The sequence below is a fragment of the Metabacillus sp. RB-C-LZQ-3-1 genome (assembly GCF_058315175.1).
The window spans coordinates 256,033-270,934 of the sequence record NZ_JBZFLI010000007.1 but is presented as its reverse complement, the minus strand read 5'-3'; the positions used below and the strand labels follow the sequence as shown (position 1 = coordinate 270,934).

Genomic DNA, 14,902 nt, shown 5'->3' with positions numbered 1-14,902 from the left:
TTAACGTAACTTGCTTTTTACTCAGTTGATTTGTCTGTCTTAGCAGTTGATTCTTTAATAATATCGTTGATGGCCTCTTCGATTCTATTTAATTCAGAATGTATACTATCAACATAATCTTGTTTATCAGGATTTTGTTGTAGTGACTTCAATAGCCCTCTAATAGAAGTAATCGGATTTCTAATCTCATATGCTGCCATTTCACTAACGATTGATAAATGCTCAGACTTCCACAATTTCTGTTCTACTTCTCTTTTTTCTGTTATATTTCTCGCGACACCAATTACCTGTTTTACGCTTCCCTTATCATCCAATACAGGTGTTAACAAACTTTCAAATAGACACCATCCACCGTCGCGTTTTGCAATTCTTATTTCATGTTGAAGCGGGTGTTTGGATGTAATTACATTCGTAAAGTTCCTTGCTAGATGATCTAAATCATCAGGGTGATACAGATTCGTTGGGCATCTTCCTTCAAAATAGCTCGGCGGATACCCCAAGACAGACTTATGTGATGGAGAAGCGTATACGATATTCTCGTTGATGTCAAAAATAGTGATTAGATCATGTGAATTCTCCGCTACTAATTTATACATGTCCTGGCTTTTTTGTAATTCATTTTCAATTTCTTTTAGGTTGGTAATGTCAATACAGGACCCGATTACCTCTACAACTTCTCCTCCCCTTTTGATCGGAGTCAATGCAGCTAAATAGTAAACACCATTATACCCAGCTTCATAAGTTACATGTTCTTCTCCGTCCCACGCCCTTTGATAATACATTATTTTTTCTTTAGCCATATCTTCCGGTAGGAAATCAAATAAATCCTTACCTAATACTTGTTTCGGTATAAAACCCAATCGATAAACAAGTTCTCCATCACATAGAGTATGAATAAAGCGTCCTTCTTTTTTTTGGAATTTTAACGTCATTCCTTGCTGTAATCGAACTGTTTCCTGAAGCTCTCTTCGCGCATTTTGAATTATTTCCTCTGACCATAATTGTTCATTCAGGTCTTGAGAAATTCCGAACAATATCACCTTCTGCTCAATGTCCAAGAAATTCCTTTCCAGGTCTTTAGGAAGGACTGGTTTACTAAAGAAATATCCTTGACCTACATCACACAGATGCTGCTGAAGAAATACTAATTGCCCCTGAGTTTCAATTCCTTCAGCCACAACATTTAAATTTAGATTATGAGCCATAGAAATGATCGTTTTGACGATCGTTTCATCATTTGGATCATTATGAAGTTCACGTACAAATGATTGATCGATTTTCAGTGTATCGACAGGGAATTGCTTTAAATAGTTGAGTGAGCTAAAGCCTGTACCAAAGTCATCTATGCTAATTCGAACTCCTAATTTTTTGAGATTTTGCAAGGTGATTATAGTTCTCTCAATATCTACTGTCATACTCTCCGTTATTTCAAGTTCCAAAAATTTTGCATCAAGACCTGTCTCAAGTAGAACACTTGCTATCGTACGAATGAGGTTTTTCTGTGAAAACTGACGTGCTGAAAGATTCACAGATACAATTAAATTAGAATAACCTTGATCATGCCATTTTTTATTTTGCTGACATGCAGTAAGCAGTGCCCACTCACCTATAGGTATTATTAAGCCTGTTTCCTCAGCGATTGGTATAAATTCACCAGGTGACACCACTCCCCATTCAGGATGACTCCATCTTACCAGTGCCTCTACCCCAATGATTTCCCCTGTTTTCAAATTCAATTTTGGTTGATAATGCAAAAGCAGCTCGTTTCGTTGAATGGCTTTGTGTAATTCCATTTCTATTTGAAGTGGATTGGTATTTTTTTTATCATTATCACTTGAATAAAACCTAAACGTATTCTTTCCGGCTGCTTTAGCTTGGTACATGGCAAAATCAGCTTGTTTAATTAATGCTTCAAGCTCTTCACCATCAAAAGGGAATAAACTGATTCCTATACTGGGTGTTACAAATATATCATAGTGGTTAATATTCATTGAAGAAGATACTGACTTTAGAATTCTTGTTGCCACCATAGAGGCTACTTTACGATCGGCATCCTCTAAAATGACAATAAATTCATCTCCTCCTTGACGAAACACAATATCTTTTCCATGGACAGAAGCTTTCAACCTTTTTGCTACTTCCTTTAAAAGAAGATCACCAACAGAATGGCCTAATGTATCGTTGATTACTTTAAAACGGTCGAGATCGATAAACAAAACGGCTAGTTTTTGATTTTCTTCTAGCTTGTATTGATTCAGAAAACGTTGATTAAGTAATTTTCGATTGGGCAATCCTGTTAAATAATCATGATTAGCCGTATGCTGGATCATTTGTTCAGAATTTTTTTGTTCTGTAATATCTTTTACAATCCCATAGACTCCAACGACTTCATCATCTATGACGATTGGGATATTCGTTACACTAATATCTATTAGACTTCCATTTTTATGTTGAAGAGCGCTTTGATAGTTCGTCGCTGTCCCTTCAACCGCTTTATGAAAATGATCATTTGTCACGTCTATATATTCCGACACAACAAACTGGTCATAATGTCTGTTAATTAATTCTTCCATTTTAAAACCTGTAATTTTTTCGATAGCTTGGTTTATTGAAATCACGACTCCATCGCGATCAAAATTCACTACGATATCAGGGTTATATTTGAAAAGAGATTGATAATGTTGTTCTGTATGAGCTAATTTTAAAGATTGGTTCTTGAATTTCCTTTCGATAACAGAACTAATTAAAAAAATGAGCAAAATAATAACACTACCAAATACTAATCCCACAGATAAAAATGAATTTTGATGGATTATTTCATTATTTGAATATGAAAGTCGAATGGTTATTCCAATAAATGTAATATAGTGTAAGGTCACCAGATTAATACCAATAAGGAAACTGCTAATTAACTTTGTACGTACAATAGAAAATTTTGACTTGCTCAGCACTGAGTTCAGTACCATTTGCATAAAATAGAATGGCGGCAAAATGGAGATAATGATAGATGCTATCACTGCAATAGGATGGTAAATTAACTGGCCACTAATCGACTCCATACCAATAAAATGAAGAACAAGAAAATTGAGCCCAAATAAAATTCTTGCTGCAAAGGAATATGCTGGACTCTTAAGCCCTTTTGTTAGGATTTCTAGTATTAAATACAAAGATGCAACAGATAGCAATAATGATAAAACCACTAATGGTTTGTCAAATGCCTGAAACATGTGGAAAGACATCATACTCAAAAAATGAGCCGTCCATACCCCAATCCCAATGACAACAGCTCCATATATCTGCCAAAGAACTTTTTTGAATCCTTTACGATATGACAGGTGAAAAAAAAAGTCATATGCTGTAAAAGCTGTTAATATCGATATGATAAATGCAGCTAAGGCAATTGGTAGATTGAATTGATTTACTATGCTTTGAATCATACTTTCCATCCCCCCTCCTATTGAGGGGTAAATAATCTGTTCGTTTGACTCCCAAAAACAATGCAGTCATTATCACACGAAATCTCGACCAAATCACTTCAACACCATAATTATGACTCTCATTAACTGTTAGTGTTGAATTTTACCCCAAACATTTACTAATTTAAAATGATTACTTTACGATAAAACTCTCAATCATCATTACCTATATCAGGATTCTTGAAATGTGAATAAGTGATGATCAAACATTATACAAATACTTCTTCACCTAAAATATCCGGTAGTTGTAAAAGTTCAAAAACCTCCATGACGTCTTCTCTAACATTCATAACGAGAACCTTTGCATTTGAGTCTTTGATTGTTTGCACTAAATTCATTAAAAGTCCCATTCCCGAGGAATCTACAAAAGGTACATGTTCAAAGTTTATTTTAATCAATCGATGGTTTTCTATAGCAGGGAGCAGTTCTTCTTCTATGACTTCTGTTCCATCTATATCTAAATCGCCTTCTAATATCACTTCAATGTAATTCTCTAGTTCATTTAGTGAAAATGTAAGCATGATACTTCCTCCAATTTTCATTATCCAAATACGATTCTTTCATTCTCATCAAGTCGAGCTTTCACTCGATATTTTGTATCTTTAAACGTGTATTTTACATTACCTATTTTAATGGTGACCCCTTCCATCGCTTTGTTCATGGTTATTATTTGGTCACTTGGTACAGATATTGCTGTAGGTGTTCCACTCTCAGAACCAACTTCATTCAATTGAACACCGAGTCTTCCGTAAGCTTCACCGCCACGTAAAACACCGTCAATTTTTAATGTTCCGCCCGCATGAATTTTCGTGTTAATACACCCTTGTCCTAATACCAAGATGTTACCACTACTATATAAACTACTATTTTGTGCGTTAGGTATTGTAATGTAGGAATTAGGTTCAACTTGGACCTTACTGATCTCATGTAGTTGAGCTATTTTTTTCGACAAGAGTTCAATCCGTTCAATAGATGTCACTTCATTCGTTAAAGAAAGAAAAAGCTGTGATAACGAAACCGCTATTTCTCTCCATTCATCATCATGTAGGTATCCTTCTCCCCTTCTCACAATTTCAACATACTTTTTAACCAACGGAGGAAAGTTTTTGAATTTTTTCTCCATTAAGATTCTAATCAGAGGCTGTAATCCTCCTCGTGAAAAATCACTTGATTTAAATGCCGGTGAAATTGTAAGCTGTTTAATCAGAGAAATGATTTTTCCAATGTTTTGATTAATATTTCCAAGTAAATGGCCTAATTCCGTAACGAGAAGATTATTTTTCCCTGCAGAAACCTCTGATCCAATAACACTCCCAAATGTTGTTATGGCACCTGAAGCTGTAATGGAAGAAAAATTCACTGCTCTATGAATCATGATATCTCCTTCTGCTTCAACCACCATTCGCTCTTCTACTTCTCCAAAAATTTCAACATCACCCATAAAACGAATATTTCCACTCGCAAGATCCACATTTCCCATATGAGTAAGCTTTGGCATAATTGCCACTTTCACCAATTGACCTCTTTGTTCAATACGAGGTCTCCCAGGCTCCGTTGAGACAACTTTATCGTCTACAATTGAAACTCCCTGCCCGGCTTTTAAAACAATTGGTAATGTTTGCTTTGCTGGTAGCGGCTCATTCGTGACTGTACAACCTATTTGCCCCGGAATAGGTGGATGAATAACAGCTATAACCTTTCCTCTATCTACTGTGGGAATCGTATGAAGGTCACGAAAGTCAACTAAACCTCCGTCCTTCTCCTTTGGCCCTTTCAGAGAATCTACATTCACTTTTAATTCAACCCATCCATCTTTTCCTGATATAGGGCTTCTTCCACTTGCAATCTCAAATATACCTGGTTCTTTTGTTTCCATTGCCCTTACAATCTCATCCTGGTGAAATCCGTGTTTGACTCGTAAGGATTCTAATCGCTGCATCACTTCTGAGTAATTGATTGAATTCAAAATTTCCTTCTTCTCTTCTACTACGATATCAATATGATCGTCAGGAGCAATATCAGGGACATTCCGTATTATCTTATATCCCGGCTCAACATGTAGAAAGACCTTTAATTTTTGTTCATCCATGGAAACCTTCCATTCTGTAGGCTTCTCTTCATCTTCAACCTTTAATTGATAAAAGTCTTTTTCTGATACAATCAAAGTCTTTTCATTTACACGTTGGTCATTTTTATAAAGCTTGACTCCTTCTGTTATCGTAACCATCGGAAATTGATCAGGTGATGATTTACAGAATACTTGTCCGTTTTTCACCCAAACCTTTCCTTCAAGAGAATCAGGAGACATTTCTTCCATATTCACTTCTTCTAAACTTCCATTTGATGCGGTTGGAACTTGGTCAATTTCTTCATCTGTTAAGTTTGAAATATAGTCCTCAAAATCGATTTCTTTTTCTGATTCAATATCTTCTTTTCTTTCCGATTGATTTTTTTCTAGTTTTGTAAGCTTTACAACTGCTTCTTTAGAGCCAAATCCCATAAATCCTTTTGTTTGATTTTGAATGATTTCAATATTCACTTCTTTTTTGGTTGCATCCAATAACTCGAGTCCAAGCTTTACTGCTTCACTTACATCTTTGCCCTTCGATATAATACTTTGCATAACTTCCCCACCTAAACAGTTAATACTGGTGAATTAAAGCTTGTAATATCGGATTTTTCATGTGTTACCTTTAATATAACCATTGTAATATCATCCTTTTGCGGAAGACCTTCGGTAAAGACATGGATCGAATCCATCACGCGTTTTTCAATTTCTTCAACTGCTTCATCTTGATGTTCTGCTAATGTAGATATTAGTCGTTCTAATTGATATTGCTCTCCATTTTTATCTACAGCTTCAATGATTCCATCTGTATAAAAGAAAACAGTATCGCCATTTCTTAATGTCATCGATTCTTCTTTGTACATCTGATTCGGAAGTCCTCCAACCATAATTCCAGATACTTTAGGAAGTGTTTTCACATCCCGATCCTCTCCACTTATCAATAACGGTAAATTATGCCCGGCATTTGCAAAAGTAAAAATTCCTGTTACCGGATCCCAATCTGCGCAAAATAACGTAACAAATGATTTCAAATTACGTAAATCATCGTATAAAGCTTGGTTCATTGCTGTTAAAGTTTCACCTGGACTTTGTGTACTTTCAGCAGCACTTCGAAAGGCACCTCTGGTTAAAATCATTAACATAGCAGCAGGGATTCCCTTTCCCATAACATCACCAATCACGATTCGAATTTTTCCGTTCACCAAAGGATAAAAATCATAATAATCTCCACCAATTAATCGTGCTGGAAGAGATGTGCCTAACACCTCGCCTCCTTCAAATGTAGGAGTTTTCCCGTTTAAAAGCTTAGTCTGGATATTTTTCGCCAGGTTAATCTCACGTTGAAGTGTTTTAGTCATGTCCTCATGATTTTGTTTATTATTTTCATGTGAGAGAGAGAGATGATCATAATACATTAGACAACCTCCCCTTGAACAGCTTCAAGGATTTGATAAAGTCCTACGGTTTCGAAAACAGTATGGGTCATTTCATCAATTCCTTGAAATTTCAAATTAAAACCTTTCTCCTGTGATAAAAAAATCGCATTCATGATGGAACCTATTCCTGTCGAGTCGATAAATTCCAGACCTGAAAAATCAATCACTAATGTTTCAATTTCCTCCATATTTTCTAAATAAGGATCAATATGATGAGTTGTTGAGATATCTAATATGCCATTTAATTCAAGTATATAAGTGTTCTCCTGCACCACTTTTTTAACGATTAAAGACACTGTTTTCACCTTCTTAAAGTTTAAATTTACTCATAGATTTAAGTAATGTATTTGAAATATCTGATAGTTCACTAGATTGACCATGCAATGATTTTAGTAAATCCGATAACGTAATCGTCATGTCTGTCGTTGATGCTGTTCGTTCATTTGCAAGTTGTTTCATACCTTCTATCTTTTCCATGACAGATAAGACTTGCTGATTTTCTTTATAACTTCCAAGTACATCAGATAATTCATCCAAAAATGACGTAATTTCAAAGAGTTGATCTCTTGATTTCATTGTTGCTTCCGTTGACAATTCATACATTTTTTCAATTGATTCCGAGGCTTCTTCTTCTAACACAACTGAGAGCCTTTGGGTTTTTGAAGCTTGTTCTTGTGTATCTGTTACGAGTTTATTTAATTTGTCTACCATTCGGTTTGTACGTTGAGATAACTTTTCTAATTCGGTACCATCCTGCACATTACTTTTAGCTGTCAAATCTCCTTGTTCCAGTAATTTCATTTGATCCATAATCCTAGAAATACTTTCATAGATTCTATTAAAGAAGCGAGCTGTTAAGAAGATGAGTACAACTAATGAAAGTAATCCTGAAACAATAAGAATGATCGAATGTCTATAAAGAGGTCCACTCATTTCACCATAATCTAAAGCCAAATAAATAACTCTATTTTCATCTAAAGGTAAAAACATTTTATATACCTTATTTCCGTTTACTTTTTCTATATAAGAGATCTTTTTAATAGATGATTGCGTTAACACTTTTGTATCTTTTTTAGTTTTCAGCTTAAAACTGCCTGCTTCTATTTTTTTCATGGGTGGATATAGTTGTTCTTCAAGAGATGGATCAGCAAAAACTTTTGGATTTAAAACGGCTATTTCTTCTACAACTTTATTCTCATTTACTATATTTCCAATTAATGCATCAGGTCCCACAGATTCTGTGTAGTTATGAACTTCATTTGCCTCGATGTAAGGGCTAATGATGTAGTCTGAATTTGGAGCATGGTAGTATGCATATTTAAAATAAGTTGGTTCCTCATGCACAGCTGATTGTGCTATTGGCAAAATTACTGTGTTTTGATCAGTATAGGTAGCTCCTGGAACTTCAACTACTTCTCCACTTAATACCATTTTTCCAAGTTCATAATATCCAGCTTCTTTTAAACTCCATCCAAGTTCTTTTTTATCTGTAGAATCTACTACTATTATATCTTCTTCCTGTTCACTTAAAATAGAGATACCCGCTAATCCTAATCTTTCGCTTATTTCAAGTAATTTCTCTTGATTGATTTGATTAATTGATTGACCGTTCAATAATGTTTCAATATTTTTGGAGTAAGCAATCATTTTCAAATCAATTTGTTGTTCGATCGTTTTCGTACTAAGATCAGTCTGTATAATCCCTTCAAGCACATTGTTTGCAATTGCGGTAGCTTGTTGATTTGTTTGATTGATAATTTGATTTTTCATTAAACTAAGTTGAATTGCTCCTGATACTACAGCAATGATTAGGAGAACAGAAAGTATCCAAAATAGAAATTTTTTACGTAGTGTTAAATATTCAGCTTTCATTGAAAGTACCTCTCTCAAATTGAAGTTGATTAGTAAACCATTTTATTGATATTTTTCGAATCTCATCTAAGCGATTATTACAACAGTGGCCCTCATCATTGTATTCAATTAGTTCTGTTTGTGAAGATATGTTCCGCACCAACTCATACATTTCTTCATTAGGTACCATCATGTCTTTGTTCCCATGAAATACTAGAATAGGATTTTTATAGTGAATTTCATTAAATTTAGGGATTGCTCTTCCATATGCTTCAACAACACATGAACAATTCATGCGGTCCATAAAGTAAGCTGGCATATTCATTTTTTCAAGTTCAACTGCCGGACTAACTGCAACTGCTTTTTCCACTTTTTCATTGGCACTACCATAAAGTACCCAGGAAGCACCAAGGCTAATACCAAATAGATAGATAGGTAGATTCGAAAATAAAGTACTCGTATAATCTATTAATAAATTTGTAAATCTCTCCCACCTGTCCCTTGTACCAATGACCTTATTAAAAATAAAAGTTTCACCTTGTCCCGGTCCATCAAAACTTACCGTTATGAAGCCTTCATTCAAAAAGTCCATTTCATATTTAAACAGCTCTTCTTTAGAAGAATCAATTGGGTTGATGATTAAAATACACCCTTTTGCATTAGAAGGTATTCTTATTCTTCCAGAACAGTGGTCGTCATCAATTTCCAATGTTTTATAAATGGTTTCTACTTCAGATATGTTGTCTGCTTTCTGGATAAAGTGTAAACATTTGTTATACCAATTTATTTTCTCCTGACTATAAGCGGGGTTGATCCAATAATTAAGGTTATATAACAATGCTGTTTGTCGATATACATATTCTGCCTCTGAATAATTCCCTTCTATTTCTAAAAGAACAGCTTTTTGTTCTTTTTCCTTGGCAAGATTGTCCCAAGATTTGTTCCAATCTTCTATAGATGTTAACTCTTTTCTCACTTTAGTTAAATCAGTAGGATCCAATCCGTGAACTATCCACCTTTCCCAAAAAACATCAAATAGTTTTGCGGTTTTTAGTGTCCGTTTGATCGTTCTCGAAATATTGTTTTGATCGATTGTTTGCAAACTGATCACCTCACTTTTTTATTTATTCAACTAACAGCGTTTTGATTGATCGTTTTCTTATTTGACTCAAATATCAAAATAATTGTTGAGCCTTTTGCATTTGTAAACAACAAAACCTGCTTTGCTATTTTCATCATTAATGTAAATCCTTGTCCCATCGATTTTTTCGTTGAGTATCCTGCTAATAAAGTTGTTTTAGGCAAGTCCTCTAATGAAAACCCGGGTCCTTTATCTTCTATCACAAAACGAATTTCATTCTTTTCTACATCATCAATGATGGTCATTCTACCTTCTTCCGCATGCTTGATCGTATTCGTAATTCCTTCTGATAGGACTAATAGCCAACTCATAAGCTTCGCCTTATCATAGCCATGTTGTTCAATGGCCTCTTTAGCAATGTTCCGACATAGTGGAATATCTCCACGGTCTTTTATGGTTCCCTCGCAAAGCACAGTCCCAGCTTTATACTCGTTTATTTCTTCTTCATTAATTAATAAAAATTGCCCTTGAGTTGCAGCATAAATAACGTCTCGATACACTTCCCATTTACTATTATCAGGTTTTGCTCCTGTCGAATATTCATTGTCATTTTTTATAGAAAGTCTCGTAAAACAATCTTGTTTATAGATCTCGTAAGCTTTTAACATCGCATTTTGAATATCAGATTTAATTTCTAAGCTTTTTATTTGTTGTTGGATATTCTTATCCTCTTCAAACCAAATCAGCATTTGTTCACTTAAATGTAGGTATAAATCTTCTTCTCTTTCTGAATCTAAGAAAGTATCATTTGATATCGAGCGATATAACAGGGAATCTCCATCCGTATCTGCACTTAAATAATGAGCCAATTTCCTCGCTAGAAACCCTCTTTTTGTCCTGAAGTTAAGATCTGAGTATGATAAGTCAGAAGGGAGAGACGGAGAAATAGGCTGTTTTTCTTCTATGGAAGAACCATTTAAGACTCTCTCAAAAAACCGTCTCATTTGACCTCCTCCTATAGGATTCCTAGTGGGGGCATGATGGTAATTTCATCAATAAATGCCCCTGGAGGCTGATTAATGATCGATACTAAGTGCTCCGCCACTACTTCTGTTGGAATCATATCTGAAAGGTCCGGTTTTGGTTCTATTTTATCCCAAAAACTGCTAGCTATCGCACCAGGTATTACAGATGTTACTTGAATACCCTTTTGACGAAGTTCTGCCTGCAATACCTTTGTTAACCCCATTAATCCAAATTTAGATGCAGAATATCCTCCACAGCCAGGTAAGGCGGTTGTACCTGCAAGTGATACAATATTAATAATATGACCTTTTCCTTGATCGAACATTTTTTTGCCAAAATATTTACATGTTAAATACGTACCACGTAAATTCACATTTAGCATTTGATCAAAGTCTTCTGTTTTAGAATCTAATAAGCTTTCAAACATCCCGATCCCTGCACAGTTGATTAAAACATCAATTGTGTTAAATTGGCGGATAGCAATTTCAAAGAAGTCTTTTACTGAGTTTTCATCCGTTACATCAAGTGGAAGTTCTAAAACATTTCCACTTAGAAGGTGTTTATTATTTCGACTTCCAATCACAAGATTTGCTCCTTGATTCTTGAGTAGAGTAGCCGTTTCTTTTCCGATTCCTTTGCTTGCTCCAGTAATAACGATTGTCTTACCCGATAAATTTGCATCCGTCACCATCAGCTACTCCTTTTCCGGCCCATAATATTCAAAATAGTTCTTCTCTGTTTCATATAAGCCGATTTTATATAGATTTGTAAGTTTAGGAGATAATAAGTTCCAAGCCACTACAGCGACATTTTCGGAGGTTGGATTTAACTCTTTAAATTCTTCTGTATCGAGATTCAAGTTCTTATGATCAAATCGTTTCATGATTTCTTCTTCCACAACTTCATCCAGATCTGCTAAATTTGTAATCATTCCTGTAACCGGATCAGGCTTTCCACTAACCGTTACCTCTAAATAATAATTGTGACCATGTCCATATGGGTTATTACACTTGCCGAAGAGTGCAAGGTTTTCTTCTTTACTTAATTGATCACTGTTTAAGCGATGTGCCGTACAAAAATGATATTTCCTTGTAAGTCTAACCATTGAATTGTCCTCCTTTTCGGAATATAAAAAGTCATTTTCTCTTAAGCGAATTTTATGAATATCGCAATGATCAATTTTTCCATCTAATGAATCCCAAATATATGAAATAATGTTTTCTGTTGTAGGGATATTTTCTTTAAAATATGGAATCTCTTTATTTAAGAACTTGCCATCTAATTCATTTTGCACAAAAGATTTTACAACTTTATCAATATCTGTGATATTTACAACAATTCCCGATTCACTGTTTAAATGACCTTTTACCATGACTTCAAGTGTATAATCGTGCCCATGACCGTGTTTGTTACTACACGGCCCAAACACCTTAATATTTTCCTCTTCACTCCAATCTTCAATGCGGTAGGAATGTGCTGCTGAAAAATACATTTTTCTTGAAAGGTAAAGCATGAAGGTGTCCTCCTATCAATTTTTTCCTATAGGGAAAATATTGCTTCATTATTAAGTTAAGATAAAATCTAAATGATGTAGGAACCTTTATCTTTTAGGATCTCTTCTTCATCATGTAACTATATCCGAATACATCTGTTATTCTTATCACTTCTTCATCAATTTTCTCAATGGTTTGAATCCAATCATTATTAATTTGTTTTTCAATTTCTTTAGCTTTTCTTAATAAAGACTCTTTTTCTATTAAATAAGTATTAGATTCTTGATTTATTTGAATCATACTAAAATGATTACGTTCAACATGTACAACATGATAGAAAATCCATGCTAATGAATCTTCAATTCTTAACAAATATCCTTCTTTTGTTTCTATTGGGATAGGCCTCGTAATCGTATTTTGAATGACTTCTTGAAGATTGTCATCCGCTATAGAAGGCATCAGAAGTTTAAATGTGAATTGCTCATTATTATTGAAGTCAACATCTGATAAATAACTAAAAGCCTCAATTTCCAGCTCTTTTTCTCCAACAAATTCCTTTAGTTTTGTTAGTTCGTATAAAGAAAAGGGTATATCAGATTTTTTGATATAAGATGATCCGCTTAAATATTCAGGATTAAAGTCTTCAATAAACGAATGAAGATTGATATTTATATCCATCTTTGAGAAGCGTTTCTGTGTTGTTCTTATCGAAAAGGCATGATTATCACACGCAAACCAACGTCGTTTTAATTCCTCTGCTACATAGGGCATCGTCCCGCTTCCACAATAAAAGTCACCTATTAAATCCCCTTTTTTTGTAGTAGCTTCAAGGATCCTTTTTAACAATGCTTCGGGCTTTTGAGATGGAAAATACGTATTCTCTTCTCCTAAATCATAACCGCCTAGATCATCCCAAACCGATGGATATACAACATCATCTTTTTTAAGATAATTCCTAGTTTTACTATAAAAGAACAGTGTTTCATGTTGATATCCGAACTGATTTATACCAGTATTCCATGGCGTTTGGGCATGTTTCCAGATAACCTCCATTAAGAAGTTCTCTTTGCCAAAAACTTCATCTAAAACTACTTTGACGTAATGAGCCATAAATAGATTAATTTGTAATACAACTGTTCCTGTATCACTCAGTAATTCTCTCGCAAGTTCTATTCTTTTTTTATAGTCTTTTAAATACAATTCGGGTTGAAAATAATCTCGAACAGTCCTTAATTCATCCCAGGGATGAACAAATTCAATCCCCTTATCATTTTGCATAGAAAATATTAATCCAGAATTAAATGGTCCATCTAAGTAAATCATGTCAAACTTTCCGGAATAACCATCTGCAATTAACTGCTGCATAATTCTTTGATTATCACCAAAAACAATAGAACGATGTAAATTATTTATTTCTGGGTAAATGAACAACGTGATCTCTCCTTAGCATTTACCGATATGAGCGGCAATCCTTTTTATCATTATTTTTATCTTCTGGACCTATCAATCTCTCTGCAAAGCTCTCTCAAATTCATCTACAAGTGCAACATTTTCTTTAAAAACACCTTTTTTAATCGTTGTTACTGTTGAGCTTCCTGGTTTTTTCACCCCTCTAGCACACATACATAGATGCTGGCCTTCGATGCTTACGATCACTCCATCAGGTTGCAGAACATTCATGACAGCATTTGCAATTTGTTGTGTCATACGCTCTTGAACTTGCGGTCTTTTGGAGACTAATTCTACCAGGCGGGCAAACTTACTTAACCCTACGACTCTGCCATTTGGAATATAGCCGATATGCGCCTTACCAAAAAACGGAATTAGGTGATGTTCACAAAATGTATAATAGTTGATATCTTTCACAACAACGATGCCTTCATACTCTTCTTCAAAAGTTGTTGTTAAAGCTGTTTCAGGATCAACACCTACTCCCGCAAATACTTCACGATACATTTTTGCCACACGTTTTGGTGTATCTACTAATCCTTCTCTATCAGGATCTTCTCCCAATAACTCTAAAATTCCACGTATATGTTCCTCTAATAAAGCCTTTTTCATTTCAACAGTCATAATCTTTCCTCCTCATAAAAGTATAAAAAAATGCCTACCAAAATAAGATTGGTAGGCATAGCTTTTTTCCAATCCTTTTCGGTAACCCGGCGACCGTAGAGAAGTTCTCCTTAGGCCCGTAGCTTTGCGTCCCCAACTTTCGAAGGGTTTGCCATTATCGAAGGTATGTCATTTTTATTTATATCGTCAAATAGTCCTGAATTGTTTAGTGGTACTTTTACCCTTTTAGTATATAACTACTATATTTTCAAGTAAATATATTTTTATTTTTTATAATTATATGATAATTCAAGCGTGTTTCAGTCGAATATTGTCGACAATCTGCAACTTAACTTCTACAGTTGTTCCATACCCTTTTCAATCACTTTTATGACGGTGTTTACTTTCATATTAACTTT

The 14,902-nt window shown here is 34.6% G+C and carries 12 protein-coding genes and 1 riboswitch; all 12 genes read right to left on the bottom strand.

The annotated features are described in order from the left end of the window. Positions 1 to 17: 17 nt before the first annotated feature. Positions 18 to 3,437, bottom strand: coding sequence for an EAL domain-containing protein (locus tag AC4GZ8_RS13965; protein WP_491082492.1), 3,420 nt, complete (start codon positions 3,435 to 3,437; stop codon positions 18 to 20). Positions 3,438 to 3,685: 248 nt separating this feature from the next. After that, positions 3,686 to 3,997, bottom strand: coding sequence for an STAS domain-containing protein (locus tag AC4GZ8_RS13960; protein ID WP_491082491.1), 312 nt, complete (start codon positions 3,995 to 3,997; stop codon positions 3,686 to 3,688). A 20-nt stretch (positions 3,998 to 4,017) separates the two neighbouring features. Next, positions 4,018 to 6,099: a flagellar assembly protein A gene (locus tag AC4GZ8_RS13955; RefSeq protein ID WP_491082490.1), complete on the bottom strand. Its 2,082-nt coding sequence runs from the start codon at positions 6,097 to 6,099 to the stop codon at positions 4,018 to 4,020. A gap of 11 nt (positions 6,100 to 6,110) precedes the next feature. Further along, positions 6,111 to 6,959 (bottom strand): PP2C family protein-serine/threonine phosphatase, encoded by an 849-nt coding sequence (locus AC4GZ8_RS13950; protein ID WP_491082489.1) that lies wholly within the window; start codon positions 6,957 to 6,959, stop codon positions 6,111 to 6,113. Next, positions 6,959 to 7,276 carry an STAS domain-containing protein gene (locus tag AC4GZ8_RS13945; protein WP_491082487.1) on the bottom strand — a complete coding sequence of 106 codons (318 nt, stop codon included), beginning with the start codon at positions 7,274 to 7,276 and terminating at the stop codon, positions 6,959 to 6,961. Before AC4GZ8_RS13945 ends, AC4GZ8_RS13950 begins: the two co-directional genes overlap by 1 nt. Before the next feature lie 13 nt (positions 7,277 to 7,289). Next, complete coding sequence (locus AC4GZ8_RS13940; RefSeq protein WP_491082485.1) at positions 7,290 to 8,852, bottom strand: sensor histidine kinase; 1,563 nt, start codon at positions 8,850 to 8,852, stop codon at positions 7,290 to 7,292. Beyond that, entirely contained in the window at positions 8,842 to 9,933 is a 1,092-nt protein-coding gene (locus tag AC4GZ8_RS13935) for an alpha/beta hydrolase (protein ID WP_491082483.1), read from the bottom strand. Before AC4GZ8_RS13935 ends, AC4GZ8_RS13940 begins: the two co-directional genes overlap by 11 nt. 26 nt (positions 9,934 to 9,959) lie before the next feature. Continuing rightward, the gene (locus tag AC4GZ8_RS13930) at positions 9,960 to 10,916 is read right to left on the bottom strand and encodes an ATP-binding protein (RefSeq protein WP_491082482.1); all 957 of its coding nucleotides are present in this window, start codon (positions 10,914 to 10,916) and stop codon (positions 9,960 to 9,962) included. A gap of 11 nt (positions 10,917 to 10,927) precedes the next feature. Further along, positions 10,928 to 11,629: an SDR family oxidoreductase gene (locus AC4GZ8_RS13925; RefSeq protein WP_491082481.1), complete on the bottom strand. Its 702-nt coding sequence runs from the start codon at positions 11,627 to 11,629 to the stop codon at positions 10,928 to 10,930. Positions 11,630 to 11,632: 3 nt separating this feature from the next. Then, positions 11,633 to 12,451 carry a 6-carboxytetrahydropterin synthase gene (locus tag AC4GZ8_RS13920; RefSeq protein ID WP_491082479.1) on the bottom strand — a complete coding sequence of 273 codons (819 nt, stop codon included), beginning with the start codon at positions 12,449 to 12,451 and terminating at the stop codon, positions 11,633 to 11,635. Positions 12,452 to 12,545: 94 nt separating this feature from the next. Further along, positions 12,546 to 13,862, bottom strand: a complete 1,317-nt coding sequence (locus AC4GZ8_RS13915; protein WP_491082477.1) for a DNA methyltransferase — start codon at positions 13,860 to 13,862, stop codon at positions 12,546 to 12,548. A 72-nt stretch (positions 13,863 to 13,934) separates the two neighbouring features. Continuing rightward, the gene (gene folE, locus AC4GZ8_RS13910) at positions 13,935 to 14,504 is read right to left on the bottom strand and encodes a GTP cyclohydrolase I FolE (RefSeq protein WP_491082476.1); all 570 of its coding nucleotides are present in this window, start codon (positions 14,502 to 14,504) and stop codon (positions 13,935 to 13,937) included. A 77-nt stretch (positions 14,505 to 14,581) separates the two neighbouring features. Beyond that, positions 14,582 to 14,667, bottom strand: a riboswitch (cyclic di-GMP riboswitch). Positions 14,668 to 14,902: the final 235 nt, after the last annotated feature.

Bases quoted from the DNA above. Each gene is read 5' to 3' on its own strand.
- AC4GZ8_RS13930 (WP_491082482.1), bottom strand. From the start codon at position 10,916: ATGAGACGGTTTTTTGAGAGAGTCTTAAATGGTTCTTCCATAGAAGAA.
- folE (WP_491082476.1), bottom strand. From the start codon at position 14,504: ATGACTGTTGAAATGAAAAAGGCTTTATTAGAGGAACATATACGTGGA.
- AC4GZ8_RS13920 (WP_491082479.1), bottom strand. From the start codon at position 12,451: ATGCTTTACCTTTCAAGAAAAATGTATTTTTCAGCAGCACATTCCTAC.
- AC4GZ8_RS13940 (WP_491082485.1), bottom strand. From the start codon at position 8,852: ATGAAAGCTGAATATTTAACACTACGTAAAAAATTTCTATTTTGGATA.
- AC4GZ8_RS13955 (WP_491082490.1), bottom strand. From the start codon at position 6,099: ATGCAAAGTATTATATCGAAGGGCAAAGATGTAAGTGAAGCAGTAAAG.
- AC4GZ8_RS13965 (WP_491082492.1), bottom strand. From the start codon at position 3,437: ATGATTCAAAGCATAGTAAATCAATTCAATCTACCAATTGCCTTAGCT.
- AC4GZ8_RS13950 (WP_491082489.1), bottom strand. From the start codon at position 6,959: ATGTATTATGATCATCTCTCTCTCTCACATGAAAATAATAAACAAAAT.
- AC4GZ8_RS13960 (WP_491082491.1), bottom strand. From the start codon at position 3,997: ATGCTTACATTTTCACTAAATGAACTAGAGAATTACATTGAAGTGATA.
- AC4GZ8_RS13925 (WP_491082481.1), bottom strand. From the start codon at position 11,629: ATGGTGACGGATGCAAATTTATCGGGTAAGACAATCGTTATTACTGGA.